The organism is Fodinicurvata sp. EGI_FJ10296 (assembly GCF_040712075.1).
In the GTDB taxonomy this organism is placed as follows: Bacteria; Pseudomonadota; Alphaproteobacteria; order DSM-16000; family Inquilinaceae; genus JBFCVL01.
The window spans coordinates 381,758-399,336 of the sequence record NZ_JBFCVL010000005.1 but is presented as its reverse complement, the minus strand read 5'-3'; the positions used below and the strand labels follow the sequence as shown (position 1 = coordinate 399,336).

The window sequence follows — 17,579 nt, the reverse complement described above, 5'->3', positions numbered from 1 at the left end:
TCGGTACGTGGGGGGTAACAAAGGGGGTAACGGTGGGGGTAGCGAATTTCAGCGGGCGAGGGCGCGATGCCATCGTCGGGTAGGTTGTCTGCGCGCAAAGTGGCCACCGCCAAGGTTCCCGGTCGCTATGCCGACGGCGGCAATCTGTTCCTCCTCGTCAAACCCGGCGGGGCGAAGTCGTGGGTGTTCCGCTACAAGGTCAACTATCGCGAACGGCAGATGGGGCTCGGGCCGGTCGATCTGGTCTCGCTGGCCGACGCGCGGGAGAAGGCTCTGTCATACCGTCGCCAACTGGCCGACGGAATTGATCCGCAGGAGCACAGGCGCGACGAGAAGGCGGCGGCCGAGAAAGAATCGGCCCGGGCGATTACATTCGAGACAGCCGCGGAATCCTATATCGAGGCGCACGAGGCTGCCTGGCGCAATGAGAAGCACAAGGGACAATGGCGATCGACGCTGAAGACCTATGCCTATCCCGTGTTCGGCGACAAGCCGGTGGCCGATGTTGATACGGGTCTCGTCCTGCAGGCGATTGAGCCGATCTGGTCGACGAAACCGGAAACGGCGAGCCGACTGCGCGGCCGCATAGAATCGGTTCTGGATTGGGCGGCCGTCGATGGGCTTCGGGAAGGGCTGAATCCGGCCCGGTGGCGTGGCCATCTGCAGAACCGGCTGCCGGCGAAGGCAAAGGTGCGGAAAGTCGAGCACCACGCGGCATTGCCCTATGCCGAACTGCCGGCTTTCATGGCGACGCTGCGCGAACAGGTAGGGACCAGCGCGCGGGCGCTGGAGTTCGCGATCCTGACCGTCGCCCGGACGTCGGAGGTCCTCGGCGCAACATGGGATGAGATCGATCTCGATCGCGATGGCGGCGCCGTCTGGACCATTCCGGCCGACCGGATGAAGGCGGGGAAGGAACACCGTGTCCCGCTGCCGCCGGCCGCCGCCAGGATCGTTCAGGACATGGGCACCATGTTCGGCCGGACGGGCTACGTCTTCCCCGGTCAGCGCAAGGGCAAGCCGCTCAGCAACATGGCCTTCCTGATGCTTCTCCGCCGGATGGGTCGGGGCGACCTGACGGCGCACGGTTTCCGATCGACGTTTCGTGACTGGGTCGCCGAGACGACCAGCTACCCCTCCGAAATCGCCGAACAGGCGCTCGCCCATATCGTCGGTTCAGCTGTGGAGCGGGCCTATCGGCGGGGTGATGTTTTCGAGAAACGGCGGGCGTTGATGGCGGATTGGATTAATTTTTCTGTCGGGTTTTCGTATCACCAGAATAAAATAGATGCGCTATAATAATAGAAAATATTATTACTTTAACGATAATCCCCTACGTTCTAGCCATCCTTTTATATAAATTAAAAACTGATCTTCAATACCGTCAATCTCTAATATTTCGTTGACAGATTTTTTGCACAGGTCTTTTATGGTATTAATATTCGCTAAAAATAGCGAATTTTTAATTTCATCAGAAATACTCAAATGCTCTATCTTAAAATCAAGCCAGAGCCTTGATTGTTGATATATTTTATTATCAATATATTCGGACCTGATATTATTTATTTGTCTTAATTTCTCATTTTCACTTTCGTACAATTCTGGCAGTTTGCTGATTATATAATCTAATGGAATAGTAACGAGTGTTGCTAAACCTCTCTCCGTTCCTCCGGTACTAGTTTTTATATTTAGGCAACCATTGGATATGTCAATATACTCAAAATCACATCGTTCGGGGTCATAGAACCAGTTCTCGCGACCACCAGATTGAGCTCTAACGGTAGGCCATTCCTCATATTTTGCTATAGTCATATGGTCTCAACCTTTCGACGGCGGAGGTAGAAAATAAAAGCTGCAAGCCTGCTTCACCTAGAAGCATTGAATGTTAAGGCCGATAAAAATTCAAGGAATATGTATTGATAACTAATCGGTATACCTCTGATTCGCAAATCGACAACCGAGAGATGTTCCTCGCAGTCCCTCCGTACTGGCCACTTTCGTGACCACCGGGACCGTTGACCCGACGATTGAAAGTACACTGATGTCCGAAATCGCGGTTCCTTGCGCTGCTATCTTGGAATGGCAAGATCCGGAACTCAACCAGCCTTCTGAAGGAATAGCAGGCCGGTTGTTGCAATCGAGAAGCGACTAATCTACCATTGGTGGTGGAGCTAACAACTCCTCTGAGGCAGTGGGTCGCCGGATAGGCGGCTATTGTTGTGCGTGGATGATATCGGGGCTATACCGATACGTGCATCCAGCGGATGCCCTCTTATGGGGGGAGTGCGGCGAAATAAGGCCCGTGAAGGGCACGAATAAGCTCGCCTGTCCTCAGCAGGTTGTTAGCTCCCCCCGCCAGGGACGGCCTAACAAGTCGTCGCTAGCGGGGCGTATCAACGCCTCTGAGGAAAGGCTTCCACATGGCCACCATGCCGCATGGCGCCGACGCGCTGACTTTGTCTGATCTCTCCAACATTGAAAATGAACCTCGGATTGAAGCTTGGCGGTTGGCCGAGCGGCTTGGATACGATCGTCCGCGTGTCGTGTCCGAGTTGATTGAGCGCAATATGCCCGAACTGCAAAGCTACGGCGAGGTTTGCCGTACGGCACGGCAAACCTCGGAAAATGGCGGGCGGCCGGGAAAAGCCTATTGGCTGAACGAGGGTCAAACCCTGTTGGTCTGCATGCTGTCCCGCACTGCGCGTGCGGCCGCTGTTCGCAAAGAGGTTATCGACGTCTACATGGCGTTCCGGCAGGGTGTTGGTTCTCCGTCCTCGCCATTGCCGTTCCCCTATCCGTTGGACCCATATGAGGGAATCGGCGCGATTCGTGTTGACGGCAAAACCGTTTACTTCGATGACCGCTTTGACCGGCTGGACCACGAAGATCCCGTTGTTGCTCTCATCCCGGACCAATCACGCCGAAAGTACCGCTTGGGAATCGTGCATGCGGATTTGAAAATCCCCAGTATGGGCGCATTCGGCGAGCGGACTGTGGTTCAGAATAGAGGCTCCGGTCAAAGCGGCGGTGTGTTGTGCGACGATTGTATTGCACTGGGACGAATCGTTCAGGTGGACACCGTCCCTTGATTTATGTCGACAGCCGCGCCTCGACGAGTTCCCGCACCCCGGCCTCGGACAATCCGAGCCGCCGGGCGGAATCGGGAACGTGGTCGAGGACGTAGTTGACGGCCTCGGCCGTTGCGCGGTTGCGGACGTCGATCCGGGCGATGTCCTCACCGTTGCCGCGGGCATTGGCGATCGCGCGGCGGGCGCCCCAGGCGGCGGCTTCCTGGACGCGGCGGGCGAGAGTGTCCTCGACCCGCACGCCGACCAGTTCGCCGGCGCGTTTGATCAGCCATCCGGCCGCAGTACTGACGCCGGCGACGCCGAGCGCGATCGCCAGATCGATGACGGGAGTCAGGTCGACTTCGGTCATGGTTCCTCCTTTCGAGTTATCACTTTGGGCAAGGGAGTCCGTTGCCGCGCGGCCACCCAAGATCGGGTGCCGCGTGGCTGTCGGTTTTTCGCAGTGGCCAGTGTCGGGATGATTATCGGCAGTTCGAGATGATCAGTTCGCGCGCCGGCGCGGTGCTGCCGGTCGGCGTGACGCTGTAGCGGGTGGCGACGGTCTCCTGATCGAAGCCGGCGAAGATCTCGCGCAGCGCCGGCCTGTCATTGAGGGACAGAAGGAACCGGCCCTTGATCGTGGCCAGGATTTCGGCCAGCCGGGCGAAGTCGTCGCGGCCGAACATCCCCTTGCCGTAATCCGTCTCGCAGCCCCAATAGGGCGGGTCGAGATAGAACAGCGTCCCCGGCCGGTCGTAGCGCGGGATGAACCGGTCATACGGCAGGCATTCCACCGTCACCCCGGCGAGCCGGGCGTGGACGTCCTCCAGCATCGGCCCCAGCCGGGTCAGGTCGAACCGGCTGCGGCGGTCGGGCTCCACGCCGAAGGTCCGGCCGGCGACCTTGCCGCCGAAGGCGGTGGCCTGCAGGTAGAGGAAGCGGGCCGATCGCTCCAGGTCGGTCAGTGTCTCCGGATCGGTGGCGGTCAGCCGGTCGAACTCGGCCCGGGTCGTGATCTGGAACCGGATCATGTCGCGGAACGCCGGATAGTGACGCTGGATCACCCGGAAGAAGGTCGCCACGTCGCGGCTGTAATCGTTGATCACTTCGGCCCTGGGCGCCGAGCGGCGGCGCAGGAACACCCCGGCCATGCCGACGAAGGCCTCGGCATAGGTGGTGTGGGGGATCGCCTCGATGCGATCGGTCAGGCGCCGGGCGAGGTTGCGCTTGCCGCCCCGATAGGGCGCGACCGGCAGGGTCGGGGTGACCGGCCGCATGTCGTCGAAGGCGGTATCGCCGGTGGCTTCGGAATTCATGATCTACTCTCGGGGTTCAGGCACAAAAAAACCCGCCGAAGGGCGGGCGGATGGGTCGTTCGTGAGGACTGGGGATCAGCCGGCGACGGCGATGGCTTCGGCCGCGCGGCGGGCGGCGACGGTGCGGCGCGCCCAGCCGAGCCCGAAGGTCCCGAAGTGGCCGAGCTGGCCGTAATAGTGCAGCCGCCTGGCGGTGATCTCGTCCAGCGTTGCCGGGTCGTCGCCCTCGCGGCGGGCGTAACTGACCGTCTGCGGTCCGATTTTGCCGTCGACGATGGCGCCCACCGTCTGCTGCAGGATCCGCACCGCACGGTCCGGTCCGGCGTTGACGCCCATGTCGAAGGTGATCAGCGCCACCGCGGGCGTCAGCTCGTCGCCCAGCACCGCCTGCCAGTAATCGTCGCGATAGATCGCCCGGACGGTGGCGGCCGGGATCGCCTTCAGCTCGTCGACTGTCGGCGTATGGTGACCATGCCGGCGCGCCCACCGGCGGAAGGTCGCCAGCTTGATGCCCTGGTTGGTCGCGCCGCCCGGATCTTCGGGGTGGTCGACGAAGCCGCCCTCGTGCTCCAGGACGAAGGCCAGCGCGGACTCGAAGGGGGTCATGGTTGATGATCTCCTGTTGTGGTGGGGAAATGGGTCCGAGCCTCAGCGCAGCATTTCCTGCAGGCCGAGAATCATGGCGGTGATCGTGCCGCCGATCAGGGTGGTGAGGATCGCGCGGCGGGTATGGCGCCCGACCGCCTCGTGGGTCTCGCGCTGCCGGCGCAGGAACTGCCGGTCCTTCTGGTATTCCGGATCCGATGAGCGCAGGCGGGCCTCGCGCAGCCAGTCGGCATCCTGGCGGACCGAGCGCGGGTCCTGGGCATCGAAGCCGAGCCGCTCCAGAACGTCGGCGACGGCCCGCCGGGCCGCCGCTTCGGCGGCTTCCTGGACGATGCGGTGCAGATAGTCCTCGCTCAGATGGGCTGCGGGCACAGGGGTGACGTTCGGCCGGATCTCGGCCGTTGCGGAATCGCTCGCCGGCATGGCGGCCTCCTTTATCGGGTGGATGGCTATCGGGTGGGGTGGGCGTTGTTCAGAGCGCGTCGGCCGGACCGGTGGGGGCCGATCGCACCAGGGCGGCCACGTTGCCCTGCTCGGGCTGCTCTTCGGCGGCGACATCGGTGGTATAGCCGTCGCTGCCGATCCGGTGGTTGACGCGGGTGATCCGCCAGCGCACCGGCACGCCCGGGCGCCAGCCGGTCAGGGTCAGACGCGCCTCGGCCTGGATCTCCGGCCGCCCGGCCATCGACAGCGACAGTTCGGATTTCGAGCGGGCGGCGCTGTTGCTCTGGCTGGCCACAGCTGCGCGGGCAGCGGCTTCGGACTCGTGCAGGGTGGCGATGTCCTCGAACGGTTCCCGGCCGCGATCGACCGACCGGCGTTCGCCGGCTTCGTCGTCCCACCACCAGGCGCGGACGCCGCCGCCGGATCCTTCACCCGACCCCTTCTCGCGCCGGGCGGCATGGCTATACGACCAGGTGTCGACGTCGCCGGGCGACAGCGCGATCACCGCCAGCGGCTCGCCGGTGACGGCCGAGGCGTTGCCGCGTCGGGCCAGCACCAGATAATCGCCCAGCGGCCGGGCAACGGCATCGTGATCGCGGGCCAGCCGGTTCAGAAACGCCAGATCGGATTCTGCCTGCTGATCGGCATGGGCGATCGGCAGCGCGTCGAGATCGGCATCGACCCGGGCCTCGAGCTCGTGGCCGGCCGCGACCGTGCGGGCGATGTCGCCCAGCGTCTGCCGGTGCCAGGACCGGGTCCGGCGGGCGCGGATCGGGCCGGCCAGGGCGGCGGCCGTCGCCCCGATGTCGAGCACAGCCGGTGGCGCGGACAGTTCGCGGTCGTCGACCTCGTAAGTCCCCATGCGGACCAGACCGGTCTCGCGATAGCCGATCCAGACGGTCAGCCGGGTGGCGATCGCCGGCAGTTCGGCCACCGTGCCGTCGGGATAGGGGCGGTCGTCGAGCACCAGCGCCAGGCGGTCGGACTTGTCCTCGGCCTCGTCGGTGATCTCAAGGCTGATCAGCCGGTCGCGCAGACGTGCGGTGACATCGACCGAATCGGCCTCGATCCGGAATTCGGGTGTCCAGTGGGTGGGCATGGATCATCCCCAGATGCGGGTGACGCGGCGTTCCGGAGTGGTCGGCAGCGGGGGCAGCGTGATTTCGATGCCGGCCGGCAGGATCGGGCCATAGCCTTCCAGATGCCGGTTGGCGGCGATGACGCGTTCGACCATGCCGTCGGTCCGGCCGTAGTGCCGCCAGACGATGGCATCGAGCATGTCGCCGTCGGTCGTGCGGTGGATGGCGGCGGTCATGTCGTGTCCTCGCCGAAACAGACCAGTTTCATGCTGAACTCGATCTTGCGCGGGCTGCCGTCGGGCTGGAAATGGGTCTGGGTCTCGGTCACTTCCGTGATGCACCACAGCCCCCAGACGCGGCCGGTGCCGTCGACCAGATCCAGCGGCTCGCCCCGGCTAGCCATTGCCCGCATGGCGTCGACCTGGCCGAGCCCGCCCCGGTGATAGGGATAGATCACGCCGTCGAGCTTGATTTCCAGCGCATCGGGGCCGGTGAACTGCTGGGCGGGTCGGCGGCCCAACCGGTCCTGGGCCTGCCACCGGTACCGCTCGCCGCGCTCGAGGCTCTGATAGGCGGCGGTGCCGAGCTCGAAGCGATAGTCGCCGAGTGCCATCAGGGGCATGGACCGACTCCGTCGTTGGAGTTGTATGTGGATAGACTCGGTCAGGTGCTACCGGAGGCGGAACCGGTTCCGTAACGCGAGACCGAGACAGAACAGGAGGATGAAACTGATGCCGATCTGCAGAGCGGACAATGTCGTCAGCCATGCAGAGGCTTGCTCGAACAGGCCGTCCGGGATGAAGCGATAAGATCCGAACAAAAAGAATGTGTTGGCGAGCGAAAGGCCGAGCGGGACCAGTAAATCGAGATCTGCCGTCTCCCTCATGCCATTCGGCAGGAGGATGGCCTTGTACGCAATAGAGAACAGGCACCATAGCGTGAGAAGCCAGTATAATGGAAGTTGGATAGAATGACCAAAATTCGATAATAATTCAAATGCCCTGTAGGGTAAGCGATCCCAGAACTTTCCTCTTCTAGCCCTGAAGCTCATTTCTTTTCGGAAGAAATAGTGTTCTTCCTCTGGTAAACCCTGATTGGCTATCGCGTGCCGAATTTTTCCGACCGATTCTATTGAGCTAAGAGATGGCTTTGTTTTTATGGACGGCCAGCATATATCTGATGCTGAAAATGTAGTTGAAGAGTGGATTGACGTTCCATCGAAATCAGGAAAATAGTTATGGAATGTGGCATCGGAAAAATTAGCTTGGTTGTGAAATATACAACTCGTAATTAAAGCAAAATTTCCAAAACTACACTGCTTGAAATTCGATATTCCGGACAATCTTACTGAAGTAAACTTGAAGATTCCGTCGAACCTGCTCCCAACAAAACTTAAGTCGTTCTCAAATTTTGAATAAGAAATCGCTAAACGTTTATAGAACACTGATCCATCGAAGCTTGTAACTCCATGGAAAATTACATCTACAAAATTCGTGCTTCCGTGATGAGTGGACTCCAAAAAAAATGTGTCTTTATCGAATATCGTTTCACAAAATTGAACGGCACCACTAAACGTTGAATTCATAAAATTAGCTGTATCTTTAAACCTTGTGCGAAAAAAACTTGAATTCGCACCTAAAATGGCATCGACGAATTCTGATTCTTTTCTTATTTCCGCATGGTCAAGCCGCAGGCTACCGTAGAATTTAGAATCAGAAACATCAAGTCCGAAATTAAATATTGTCCCTACAAATCGGCATTGTGCTTTGTAAGTCGCACCTCTAATTTCTGCATTATCGCCAACATAGACGCCGTCAAAACGAGAATCTCCGTCAAAAACACAATGATCCAAAGAGATAGGACTATATATAAATGAGTTATTTAGGTTAAATTCTTTGCAAAATCTTGACCGGTCGAAAATAATATCTTGGGTTATTATAAACCCGCTCATATTAAGATTTTTATGAAATATACTATCAGAAAAATGTATAACTTCTGTATTAATTGGTATTATGTCTGTAGACAACAGCCTATTGCGAAAAGCATTCTCAATGTCTTCTTTATCATTTTTCGTAAACCGTTCGACATATCTGTCTTTTTGTGTACTATTAAGTAGAGTTTTCTTTATATCTTGATCCATTCCACGGCATGACCATGCATTCCATATGCGCATGTTCTTCTTGTGGAGATCATGGTCGATTTTGTCTGAATGTTGTTCACCATAGACGGTGGCCAGAACATACCAAGGATTCTCGGAAGCCGGACTGAGGTCACTAATGTTTGATGCTGTGGCGCCGTGGTCGTCGGCCATTGTCAATTTTCCTATAGGTAGACTGGCATAGGACAATCGCGGGGTCTTTCTGTTTCATGTCCTTCTCAGACTCTGAACAGCGCGCAGGCAGGAATCAATCATGAAACGATGCCCGCGCGGTGCGGGCCGCGTCGGTGGCCGAGCGGCGCAGCCCCTGATCGACGGCCTGGCGGATGGACTCCGTATTGCCGTTCTGGACCTGGATGACGATCGCGCCCTCGCTGATGTTGACGGTCACGTCGGGCTGCGGCTGTTCGACCGCCTCGGCCAGCTGTGTGATGGTCGGGCCGGACAGCGACGTCTCCGGATCGTCGAGGTTCTGCAGCTGCGCCTGGATGCCGGCATTGTCATCTTCCATCGCCGTCAGCGACTGTCCCAGCCCCTCGAGCTCCCGCATCGCGGGCCCGGCGGCGCCGGCGTCGATGGCAGATTCCACGGTCGGCATCGAAACCGTGTCCACCGCCGGCGCCGTCGGCATCGGGACCGCCGGCATCGCGGCCGCGGTCGATCCGGGAGTGTAGGTGGCAACCCTTGGGGCTGCCGTCGTCGGGGTGGCGACGCGGAAGCGATCGAGGTCGACGCCCGGCCGTTGTGCCGTATCGTTCGCGATGTCTGGCATGTCGGGCAGCGTGAGCTGGTTGGCGGCTTCGCGCCGGATCCGCGCGTTCTCCGCCCGCAGCCGGTCGCGTTCGCGCTCGAAGGCGGCCTGGTATTCGCCGCTGTTGCCCGGTCCCGGGCCATTGCCGGCGCTTTCCCGGCGGGCGGTCTCGGCCGCCTGTTGCTCGATCTCGCTGTCTGACAGCGGCGTTGCCGTCACCTCGATGCCCAGCTTGTCTTTGACCAGATCGGGCATCCAGTCGAGCAGCGACGTGATGGCGCCGGTCAGCCAGTCGGTAAAGCTGTTCCAGGCGCCGGAGACGCCGTCGGCCAGGGCGCCGATCCATTCCCGCCCCAGCGCGAACATATCGATGCCGAACAGGCTTTCGACAATGCCGTTGACCGCCCGTGCCACCAGAGCGCTGGGATGCCAGTCCCACAGGAAGCCGGTGATCGCGGACAAGGCGCTCTGGGCAGTGTCGGCGAACCAGTTCCAGAGGCCGCCGAACCATGCGGCGACGCTGTCCCAGTTGCTGTAGATCAGATAGGCCCCGGCGGCGAGCGCGGCGACGGCGCCGATCGCCAGCCCCACCGGCGACAGCATCAGCGCCAGGCCGGCCGCCATCTTGGTGACGCCCAGCGCCGCCCCGATCAACCCGCCCTTCATGACCAGTGAGGCGATGCTGACGGCGGTCATCGCCACCCGCATCGCCAGCAGCCCGCCGGCGGCATAGCCTATCCACCGGGTCAGGGTCGGATAGCGTTCGGCCAGATCGGTCACCCAGTTGGCGACGGCCGCCAGCTTCTCCGCCAGATCGGCCAGCGCCGGCAGGAACAGGTTGCCGACGGTGATCGCGACGCTCTCGGCCGCGCTGCTCAACCGCCGCAGGGCGCCGCCGGTGGTATCGTCCATGCGCGCGGCAAGGCCCTGGGCCGCGCCTTCGGCGTCGGACAGTTCGTTGATATAGGCCGAAAGCGAGCCATCGATCGATTGGTTCAGCAATTGCTGAACGGCGGCGGCCGGTTCGCGGCCGAAGATCCGCGTGATCGTCGCGGACAGTTCGGCACTGCCCATGCCTTCGACCTGGCGGGACAGATCCGCCAGAACATCCGGCACGGCGCGCAGATTGCCGTCGGCGTCTGACGCCTCGACGCCCAGATCAGCGAGCGCGTTGGCCGCTTCGCCCACCGGCGAGGACAGCCGCGAATAGACGGCGTTGAGCGCCGTGCCCGCCCGGCTGCCCTGGATGCCGACATCGCCCAGCATGCCGGCCATGGCGGCGACTTCCTGCAGCGAGGCGCCCGCACTCGAGGCGGCCGGGGCGACATAGGCCATGGTGTCGCCTAGCATCGCGACGTCAACGTTGGCCGAGTTTACGGTGGCGGCCATGGTGTCGGCGACCGTGCCCATTTCGCCGGCGGACATGTTGAAGCCGCTGAGAATGTTCGAGGCGATGTCCGCCGTTCGGGCCAGATCGGTCCCGCCGGCGATCGACAGGTTGACCAGGTCGGGCGTGGCTGCAAGGATCTCGTTGGTGTCCATGCCGGCCATGCCGAGATAGCCCATGGCGTCGGCCGCGTCCGAGGCGCCGACCGGTGCCACCCGGCCGATCTCGCGCGCCGACGCCGACAGCCGTTCCATGTCCGAACTGCTGGCATTGGCAACGGCGCCGACCCGGGCGATGGAATCCTCGAACGCCACCGCCGGCCGCATGGCGCCATAAAGCGCCATGCCGATGCCGACCGCTTCCATGGCCTGGCCGTGGCGTTCGGACAGCGCTTCCCGGTTCCGGCGGCCGGCTTCGCTCAGGCGATCGGACAGGACCCGCACCCGCCGGGCGGCCGCGTCGGCCGCGCGTCCGATCCGCTGCAGCCCCGTCGCCCGGCCGATGCGGCTGGCCAGGGACTGGATCCGGCGCAACGGCGTCGACAGCCGGCCGATCGAGCGGGTGATGCGCTGCAGCGGCGCGGTCAGCCGATCGATGGCCGAGATGACGACCTGGACCCGCGATTGGGCGTCAGACATGGCGGGGTTCTTTCGTCTGGCTCATGGCCTGGTAGCGCTTGACCGCCTTGTCGTGCCAGAAGGCGAGTTCCGACACTTCGAGGCGCTCCAGGTCGGCGAGCGGCCAGTGGAAGACGGCGGCGATATCGGCCATGGCCTCGCCGACGCCTGCCGGGCCGAGGGTCAGTGAGACAAAAAACCGTCGACGATCTCGCTGGCGCGGTTGATGTCCTCGCCGTCGAGCAAGTCTGTTTCGTCGGGGCCGATGCCGGTCAGTTTGGCGATCAGCCACAGGCTCTGGTCGATCTGCGATCCCTTCAGCTTCCCCATCTGGCGCAGGTCGCGACCGGTGGGACGGCGGAACTCCAGTTCCCGCAGTACCGTGTCGTCGGTGCGTGTGACCGGGTGGTTGAGGGTGAGCGTGGTGGCGGCGCGTTGGGCCATGGGGATGATCCTTTCAATTTGAACAGGGAAGCGGGTTGGGCAGCGGGTCAGAGACCCAGGGCAGCCCGCTGGTCGGCGAGCTGATCGACGCCACGGATGCGCCGGATCATGTTCTCCAGGTCGATCTCGATCACGTCGGTGCCGGCCTGGGTGAAGCGGTAATAGGCGAGGGTGGCGCTGACCTTGAGCGTGGCGCGGTCGCCGGCCTTGACGCCGCCGGGTTCCAGACCGCGCCACAGGCCGCGAAGCTGGATCCGGATCGGTTCCACCGGCCCGCCCTGCGCCTGGGCGGCGGCGCGCAGGGTCACGGGCTGGTTGCTGGTACCGAGCAGGCCCAGCAGATCCGGGTCCCAATCGGCGAAGGTGGCGGTAAACTCCATCTTCTCCATGCCGAGTTCGACATCGACGGGGGCATCCATGCCGCCGCCGCGGAACTCGTCGGTGTTGAGAGTGAGACTGGGCAGTTCGGCTTCCTCGACCCGGCCGGCGAAGCCCTGGCCGTCGACGAACAGGTTGAAGTTGCGGATGACGCGCGGGTGTTTCATGCGATCAGTTCCTCCAGATAGCCGTCGGTCATCATCGACCGGAACGTGATGTGTTCGGCCGGGTACGGCGCGGTGAAGTCGAAGTTGAAGTAGACCTTGCCCTGGGAGATGTTGGCGGGCGTGTTGAGGTCGGGATCGGGCCAGCATTCGCCGCCCAGGATCGCGCCCCGCGCCTTGAGGCTGCGCAGATAGCCGTTCACGCCTTCGGTCACGTCCTCGATGTACGTCCGGGAGATGGCGCGATCGACGGCCCAGAGATGCGCGCGCTGGACCGACTCGTTGACCATGTCGGCGGTGCGCCGGACGCTGAGGAACGCCCAGCGCGGATCCGACGAGCAGGTGCGGTTGCCCCACAGCCGGTAGCCGTTCTCGCGGATGACGGTGGCGACGTCGTTCTCGTTCAGATAGTTGGCCCGCGCGTTGCGGTCGCCGAGCCGGAAATCCACCGGCCGGGCGGTACCGATGATGCCGAACAGTTCCTGGTTCGACGGCGACCACCAGAAGCCGCGCTCGGCATCGATGCGCGCGATCAGTCCGGCCACGGCGGCGCTGACCGGGACGGTGCGGATCCCGCCGCGGTCGACCCTGACATGGGGATCGACCAGGAACACGCGCGCGCTGCCCCAGTCGCCGCGACAGGCGATCGCCGCTTCATCGGTGGTGTCGGGGCCGTCGGCGATGATGGTGGCGCGCAGCTGCTTCGCGATCGCCTGCAGGGCGGCGACCACCGGGTTGGCCAGCAGCCGGTCGGGATCGTCGGGGTCGGGCGGACGCTGATGGGTGAAGCCCGGCGCGACCAGCAGGCGCGGCGTCAGCCCCAGCCGGGACTGGGCGGCCTTCAGCGCATGCACGCCGGTATAGGCGTCGGTCTCGGCATCGACCCCGCCGATGACATTGGCGCGGGTGTCGCTGTCGTCGCTGCCCTCGGCGACGCGGATGACCACGACCATCGCGCCGACCTGGTCGAAGATGGAGGCAAGCGCGTCGGGCAGCGTGCCGGCCTCGCCCAGTTTGGCCGCCTCGCGGCGACTGCCGGCGACAAGTATGGGTGTATCGAGCGGAAACGCCTCGGCATCGGCTTCAGGCGCGGTGCCGACAACGCCGATGACGCTCGAGCGCACCGTGCGGATCGGGCGCGGGCCGTGGTCGATCTCGACGACCTCGACGCCATGGAGAAAGCTGTCGGGCATTGAGCCTCCTTTGGGCATGAATTGGGCATGAAAAAACCCGCTCGTTGGCGGGTGGTGTTGATGGGGTCAGGCGGCGGGTGGCTGCAGGGTCACTTCGGCGGATCCGGCCAGACAACCGCCGCCGGGTCATCGAAGGCGTCGGTGATGTCGCGCAGGGCCTTGCGATAGCTGCGCCAGGCCTGTCGTTCCGCGTCGCCCAGATCCGCGTCGGGCAACTGGGTCCAGTCGCTGGCGATCAGGCGGTCGTCGCGCTCGCGGCGGATCGCGGGCCAGGTGACCGTTCCGGTATCAGTTGGGGGCGGAGCGAAGACCGTGCCGTCGTAGTGCCAGCCGACCTCGGCGTCGTCGGGCGCGTCGACCCAATAGAGCGGTGCCGCCACCGGGAACGCTTCGCCTTCGATCTGTTCGATCCGCCCCTGATGGATCAGTGCTTTCATGCCAAAGCCTCCAGTTCGATCAGCATCATCAGCCCGTGGGCGCCGCGACCGCCCCGGCCATGGGCGTTCTTGTAGTTCGTGCTTGCCCCGCCGCCACCGCTCCCGGGCGCGGTGCCGTCAGTGCCGTCGATCACGACATAGCTGTTCATCCGGCTGATACCGCCACCACCCCAGAAGCTGGCGCCGCCGAAGCCGCTGGGAACGCCGCGCCCCCGGATCACCGGTGCCGATCCGCCTGCCTGACCGCCGAGATTGAGGTCGCCGCCATGGGCGCTGCCACCGAGCCCGCCACTGCCGCGCCCCGTCCCGCTATCACGGTTGACGGACCCGCCACCGCCGCGCCCGCCGGTCGCCGTGGCGTGGGCGCCAAACGACGTCGCCCCGCCATGACCGCCCTGATCGTGGCCGTATCCGCCGGGTCCGCCCCAGCCGACGCGGATATTCTCGGTCGTGTTCAGGGCCGTTGCCGGCCGGCGCCGGAGAAAGGTGCCGCCGGCGCCGCCACCCGATCCGACCGCTTCGCCGCCCGCCCCGGCTTCAGTGCCGCCGCCCCCGCCGCCGGCGGCCGTGCCGATCGCCCAGACTTCCCGCAGCCAGCCGGGCTTGCGGTAGCTGTGATCGCCCGGATTATCGAGGATGGTCACCCGGCGCGGCCGCAGGCCGGCGGCAAGCGCGTCGTTGACGGCGGCGATCACGGCGGCGGCCGTGGGCAGGCCGGCGGTGGACGGGTCCGCTTTGTCGATCGCGTCGATGACCGGCCGCCAGGCGGCGTCATCGAGATCATCGGCCAACGTCCCGATCGCCTGCGTCAGATCACCGGCCATCGCCCCGACCGTCTGGTCGACATAGGCGCGACTGGCCGTGACCACTGTCGGGTCGATCAGCAGTTCGACCGAATCCGCGTTGGCCACCTCCAGGATCACCCGGATGATCAGGTCGGAGCCGGTACCGGCGATCAGGGTCGGCTTGTAGGTCGGCGGGAATTTCGCGATCGCGATCAGGGCGCCGTCACTGTCGACCAGCCCGACCTCGCGCACGTAATGCCCGCCGACCGACATCGGCACTACTACCTCGACCACCACCCAATGCGGGTTGGCGGGATCGACGGTGATCCGGTTGACCGGCCGGCGATGCCATTCGCCGACCAGTGCCGTCTGGTCCGGCGTCGGGTCGTAGCTTTGGCCGCCGCCATCGCCCAGCGCCGCCTCGGCGATGCCCAGCGGACTGTCATCGGCCATGGCGGCGGCCAGCTCGCCCCGGCCGGTATCGGTCAGGATGGTGTAATAGTCCTGGTCAGGCATCGGTATCCTCATGGTGAGCGGGCACGGTGACGGCCGTGACGGTATGGATCGCGCCCGCCCCGGCGGCGGTTCCGGCGATCGGTCCCGGCGGATCCCAGACCGGGGCGACGGTGACCGCTTGGCCGGCCAAGGCGGCCGGGGCGGCATGGAGCGTGGTCGCGACCATGGGCACGACCAGGGTCAGCCGGGTCATGTGGCTGCGGGTGTTCTTGGAGGCGGCGACGGCGCGGCCGAGATTGCGGGTCAGGCCGCGCTCGATGCCGCCGGCGCGGGTGACAGTGGCGCGGAAGGTGTAGGGCGGGCCTTCGGGCGTATCCTCGAACCATTCGGTCAGTACGGCATCGTCGACGCCGAGGCTGGCGAGTGCCGATTCCACCGCCGCCGGTGTGCCCCGGATGCGGTGGGTGGCGATGGCGCGGCCGGAAACCGCGCGCTTGGTGGCGTCGGGCCAGGTCGTGTCCCAGATGTCGACGGCCCGCTCCCAGGCCTGCCAGGGCAGCAGCTGCGAGCGGACCCGCTCCGGATCGGCGTTGTGCCGGTGCAGGGTCGGCAGATCGGTGGCGCGAACGGTCACGGCCTCGAGCGCGCGCATCTCGTTGGTGGCGCTGGACGGCAGCAGCGTCGGCGTCGGTTTGGCGGTCGCGAACGCCGCCCGGCCGTGGGACCCGATGCGGACACCCGCCCGGCCGTGATGGATGGCGGTCGTGGTGGCGTCGCTGGTGCTCCTGGCCCACAGTGAGGCGGCATTTGCCCGAAGCCCGGTTGTGGCCGCCCGTCCGGTACCGCCGACGACGAGATCGAGGATATCCCGCCGGTGCGGCCGACCATGCCCCGCGATCCCGAACGTGAAAGTGATCGACCCGCTGCGGTCGGCCCGCTTGCGGCCGGTTCCGGTCATCATCCCGACGGCCAGGACTGCTGCCGTTCCGACGATAACCCGGCCTGCTGACACGTCGAGACTGGCCCCTGCCGTGACCGTGACGTCGGCGCCGACGATCGGCGGTTCGGTCGGCGCGGTCGTGAGGGCAACACCAACCGTCCCAAGGGTTACGGCCGTCTTGATCGTTGCCGGTGTCCGGGTCAGTCTGAAGGCAGCCGCTGGAAGATCTACGGCGGCCCGCGCGTTGCCGACGACGCGGGCTGTTCTCGCGGCCGCGGCGGCCCCGATCACCCCCACCGTCAGGGCCGCCGCTTCGCCCGATCGGCGAACGACCATCGGATTGACCCTGGCCGCCGCGGCGATCTCGCCGCCACCGCCGGTTCGCTTACCGCCGGTGGCCGCAAGCGTCGCCGTGGCCCGGGAGTGCGCCGCCCGTTCGGCCTCGTGGCGCCAGTGTCCGCCGCCGCGCACGCCCGGTGCGGCCGCCGTCGAGGCAGCGCGGTCGAAGCTGGTATCGGTCCAGATCACGGTGCCGGACCCGGCATCGAGCAGCGCCGCCTTCGGACCACTGCCCCAGGCGCCGGCGGTCAGCACCGTCCCGTCCGGCGTCACCGACAGGGCGCGGATCTGGCCCGGGTTGCCGGCGGTGCTCGACCAGACGACGTCACCGTCGCCGGTGTACTGGCGGGCGACGATGCCGGCGTCGGGAGCGCCGCCGACCGTGACATGGCCGCGATCATCGACCGCCACCGCCCAGAGATAAGGCGCCGTGCCGAACGATGCCGACCAGCGTGGCGCGCCATCGGCATCATGGACGTTCAGATGCCGGCCATCGCCGTCGGCGCTGCCGGCGGCAATGACGCCGCCGGCGGAGGTCAGCGCGACCGCGATCGCGGCGGCGCCCCGCTCGACCGCCCAGATCAGGGCACCGTCGGCGTCGCGGCGCTCGACCCGGCCATCGACCCGGGCCAGCGCGATGCCGCCGTCGCGGCCGATGGCGACGCCCCAGACGTCCGAGCCGCTGGGTACCGTCCACAGCGGCGCGCCGTCGGCGTCGAAGGCGGCCACGCCGCTGGCGGTCGCCGCGACCACGGTTCCGGCCAGGTTGACGGCGACGGCGCGCAGGGTCCCGCCGGCCTCCGCCGACCAGATCTCCACCCCGTCGCGATCGAGACGCCGGACACGGCTGGCACCACCGGCGACCAGCCAGCCGTCGCGATGGTGGGCCAGCGCCGTCGCTCGTGTCTCTCGGCTCCAACGGACGGTACCGTCGGCCCCGATTCCGCGCAGACCGGTCCCGTCGGTCAGCTGATCGCTGCCGACGAGATAAGGCGCGGGTTCGGTCATGGGGGCCTA

At 64.6% G+C, this 17,579-nt stretch carries 19 protein-coding genes; 2 read left to right on the top strand and 17 right to left on the bottom strand.

The genetic code is table 11. The features are described from left to right. Nucleotides 1–66 precede the first annotated feature (66 nt). Entirely contained in the window at nt 67–1,299 is a 1,233-nt protein-coding gene (locus ABZ728_RS13285) for an integrase arm-type DNA-binding domain-containing protein (protein ID WP_366656651.1), read from the top strand. Nucleotides 1,300–1,314: 15 nt separating this feature from the next. On the opposite strand, the gene ABZ728_RS13280 is transcribed toward ABZ728_RS13285, so the two are convergent. Then, nucleotides 1,315–1,812 carry a DNA-directed RNA polymerase subunit alpha C-terminal domain-containing protein gene (locus ABZ728_RS13280; RefSeq protein WP_366656650.1) on the bottom strand — a complete coding sequence of 166 codons (498 nt, stop codon included), beginning with the start codon at nt 1,810–1,812 and terminating at the stop codon, nt 1,315–1,317. Nucleotides 1,813–2,420: 608 nt separating this feature from the next. Here ABZ728_RS13280 and ABZ728_RS13275 point away from each other — a divergent pair. After that, nucleotides 2,421–3,089 carry a hypothetical protein gene (locus tag ABZ728_RS13275; RefSeq protein ID WP_366656649.1) on the top strand — a complete coding sequence of 223 codons (669 nt, stop codon included), beginning with the start codon at nt 2,421–2,423 and terminating at the stop codon, nt 3,087–3,089. 1 nt (nt 3,090) lies between these two features. Here the strand turns inward: ABZ728_RS13275 and ABZ728_RS13270 are convergent, their stop codons facing one another. From ABZ728_RS13270 to ABZ728_RS13195, 16 genes are all read right to left on the bottom strand, one after another. Continuing rightward, nucleotides 3,091–3,438 carry a hypothetical protein gene (locus ABZ728_RS13270; RefSeq protein ID WP_366656648.1) on the bottom strand — a complete coding sequence of 116 codons (348 nt, stop codon included), beginning with the start codon at nt 3,436–3,438 and terminating at the stop codon, nt 3,091–3,093. A gap of 112 nt (nt 3,439–3,550) precedes the next feature. Further along, nucleotides 3,551–4,384 carry a DNA adenine methylase gene (locus ABZ728_RS13265; RefSeq protein ID WP_366656647.1) on the bottom strand — a complete coding sequence of 278 codons (834 nt, stop codon included), beginning with the start codon at nt 4,382–4,384 and terminating at the stop codon, nt 3,551–3,553. A 75-nt stretch (nt 4,385–4,459) separates the two neighbouring features. Then, entirely contained in the window at nt 4,460–4,990 is a 531-nt protein-coding gene (locus ABZ728_RS13260; RefSeq protein WP_366656646.1) for a glycosyl hydrolase 108 family protein, read from the bottom strand. A 42-nt stretch (nt 4,991–5,032) separates the two neighbouring features. Beyond that, a complete protein-coding gene (locus ABZ728_RS13255) occupies nt 5,033–5,413 on the bottom strand; it encodes a hypothetical protein (protein WP_366656645.1) in 381 nt (126 codons plus the stop codon). Between the two features lie 49 nt (nt 5,414–5,462). Then, nucleotides 5,463–6,533 (bottom strand): contractile injection system protein, VgrG/Pvc8 family, encoded by a 1,071-nt coding sequence (locus tag ABZ728_RS13250; protein WP_366656644.1) that lies wholly within the window; start codon nt 6,531–6,533, stop codon nt 5,463–5,465. A 3-nt stretch (nt 6,534–6,536) separates the two neighbouring features. Next, the gene (locus ABZ728_RS13245) at nt 6,537–6,749 is read right to left on the bottom strand and encodes a tail protein X (RefSeq protein ID WP_366656643.1); all 213 of its coding nucleotides are present in this window, start codon (nt 6,747–6,749) and stop codon (nt 6,537–6,539) included. Next, entirely contained in the window at nt 6,746–7,135 is a 390-nt protein-coding gene (locus ABZ728_RS13240; protein WP_366656642.1) for a phage tail protein, read from the bottom strand. The genes ABZ728_RS13245 and ABZ728_RS13240 overlap by 4 nt, the downstream gene beginning before the upstream one ends. Nucleotides 7,136–7,183: 48 nt before the next feature. Then, entirely contained in the window at nt 7,184–8,824 is a 1,641-nt protein-coding gene (locus tag ABZ728_RS13235; RefSeq protein ID WP_366656641.1) for a pentapeptide repeat-containing protein, read from the bottom strand. A 94-nt stretch (nt 8,825–8,918) separates the two neighbouring features. Beyond that, the gene (locus ABZ728_RS13230; protein ID WP_366656640.1) at nt 8,919–11,447 is read right to left on the bottom strand and encodes a phage tail tape measure protein; all 2,529 of its coding nucleotides are present in this window, start codon (nt 11,445–11,447) and stop codon (nt 8,919–8,921) included. Next, nucleotides 11,440–11,580, bottom strand: a complete 141-nt coding sequence (locus ABZ728_RS13225; protein WP_366656639.1) for a GpE family phage tail protein — start codon at nt 11,578–11,580, stop codon at nt 11,440–11,442. Before ABZ728_RS13225 ends, ABZ728_RS13230 begins: the two co-directional genes overlap by 8 nt. A 29-nt stretch (nt 11,581–11,609) precedes the next feature. Further along, entirely contained in the window at nt 11,610–11,870 is a 261-nt protein-coding gene (locus tag ABZ728_RS13220) for a phage tail assembly protein (protein WP_366656638.1), read from the bottom strand. A 47-nt stretch (nt 11,871–11,917) separates the two neighbouring features. Then, the gene (locus tag ABZ728_RS13215) at nt 11,918–12,415 is read right to left on the bottom strand and encodes a phage major tail tube protein (protein ID WP_366656637.1); all 498 of its coding nucleotides are present in this window, start codon (nt 12,413–12,415) and stop codon (nt 11,918–11,920) included. Then, complete coding sequence (locus tag ABZ728_RS13210; protein ID WP_366656636.1) at nt 12,412–13,605, bottom strand: phage tail sheath subtilisin-like domain-containing protein; 1,194 nt, start codon at nt 13,603–13,605, stop codon at nt 12,412–12,414. Before ABZ728_RS13210 ends, ABZ728_RS13215 begins: the two co-directional genes overlap by 4 nt. A gap of 89 nt (nt 13,606–13,694) precedes the next feature. Beyond that, entirely contained in the window at nt 13,695–14,042 is a 348-nt protein-coding gene (locus ABZ728_RS13205; protein ID WP_366656635.1) for a tail fiber assembly protein, read from the bottom strand. Further along, nucleotides 14,039–15,343 (bottom strand): phage tail protein, encoded by a 1,305-nt coding sequence (locus tag ABZ728_RS13200; RefSeq protein ID WP_366656634.1) that lies wholly within the window; start codon nt 15,341–15,343, stop codon nt 14,039–14,041. Before ABZ728_RS13200 ends, ABZ728_RS13205 begins: the two co-directional genes overlap by 4 nt. Further along, nucleotides 15,336–17,570, bottom strand: a complete 2,235-nt coding sequence (locus ABZ728_RS13195) for a phage tail protein I (protein ID WP_366656632.1) — start codon at nt 17,568–17,570, stop codon at nt 15,336–15,338. Before ABZ728_RS13195 ends, ABZ728_RS13200 begins: the two co-directional genes overlap by 8 nt. Between the last annotated feature and the right edge of the window lie 9 nt (nt 17,571–17,579).

What these genes read in the sequence shown, in the direction of transcription:
- ABZ728_RS13285 (WP_366656651.1), top strand. Translation starts at nt 67, where the DNA reads ATGCCATCGTCGGGTAGGTTGTCTGCGCGCAAAGTGGCCACCGCCAAG.
- ABZ728_RS13280 (WP_366656650.1), bottom strand. Translation starts at nt 1,812, where the DNA reads ATGACTATAGCAAAATATGAGGAATGGCCTACCGTTAGAGCTCAATCT.
- ABZ728_RS13275 (WP_366656649.1), top strand. Translation starts at nt 2,421, where the DNA reads ATGGCCACCATGCCGCATGGCGCCGACGCGCTGACTTTGTCTGATCTC.
- ABZ728_RS13270 (WP_366656648.1), bottom strand. Translation starts at nt 3,438, where the DNA reads ATGACCGAAGTCGACCTGACTCCCGTCATCGATCTGGCGATCGCGCTC.
- ABZ728_RS13265 (WP_366656647.1), bottom strand. Translation starts at nt 4,384, where the DNA reads ATGAATTCCGAAGCCACCGGCGATACCGCCTTCGACGACATGCGGCCG.
- ABZ728_RS13260 (WP_366656646.1), bottom strand. Translation starts at nt 4,990, where the DNA reads ATGACCCCCTTCGAGTCCGCGCTGGCCTTCGTCCTGGAGCACGAGGGC.
- ABZ728_RS13255 (WP_366656645.1), bottom strand. Translation starts at nt 5,413, where the DNA reads ATGCCGGCGAGCGATTCCGCAACGGCCGAGATCCGGCCGAACGTCACC.
- ABZ728_RS13250 (WP_366656644.1), bottom strand. Translation starts at nt 6,533, where the DNA reads ATGCCCACCCACTGGACACCCGAATTCCGGATCGAGGCCGATTCGGTC.
- ABZ728_RS13245 (WP_366656643.1), bottom strand. Translation starts at nt 6,749, where the DNA reads ATGACCGCCGCCATCCACCGCACGACCGACGGCGACATGCTCGATGCC.
- ABZ728_RS13240 (WP_366656642.1), bottom strand. Translation starts at nt 7,135, where the DNA reads ATGCCCCTGATGGCACTCGGCGACTATCGCTTCGAGCTCGGCACCGCC.
- ABZ728_RS13235 (WP_366656641.1), bottom strand. Translation starts at nt 8,824, where the DNA reads ATGGCCGACGACCACGGCGCCACAGCATCAAACATTAGTGACCTCAGT.
- ABZ728_RS13230 (WP_366656640.1), bottom strand. Translation starts at nt 11,447, where the DNA reads ATGTCTGACGCCCAATCGCGGGTCCAGGTCGTCATCTCGGCCATCGAT.
- ABZ728_RS13225 (WP_366656639.1), bottom strand. Translation starts at nt 11,580, where the DNA reads ATGGCCGATATCGCCGCCGTCTTCCACTGGCCGCTCGCCGACCTGGAG.
- ABZ728_RS13220 (WP_366656638.1), bottom strand. Translation starts at nt 11,870, where the DNA reads ATGGCCCAACGCGCCGCCACCACGCTCACCCTCAACCACCCGGTCACA.
- ABZ728_RS13215 (WP_366656637.1), bottom strand. Translation starts at nt 12,415, where the DNA reads ATGAAACACCCGCGCGTCATCCGCAACTTCAACCTGTTCGTCGACGGC.
- ABZ728_RS13210 (WP_366656636.1), bottom strand. Translation starts at nt 13,605, where the DNA reads ATGCCCGACAGCTTTCTCCATGGCGTCGAGGTCGTCGAGATCGACCAC.
- ABZ728_RS13205 (WP_366656635.1), bottom strand. Translation starts at nt 14,042, where the DNA reads ATGAAAGCACTGATCCATCAGGGGCGGATCGAACAGATCGAAGGCGAA.
- ABZ728_RS13200 (WP_366656634.1), bottom strand. Translation starts at nt 15,343, where the DNA reads ATGCCTGACCAGGACTATTACACCATCCTGACCGATACCGGCCGGGGC.
- ABZ728_RS13195 (WP_366656632.1), bottom strand. Translation starts at nt 17,570, where the DNA reads ATGACCGAACCCGCGCCTTATCTCGTCGGCAGCGATCAGCTGACCGAC.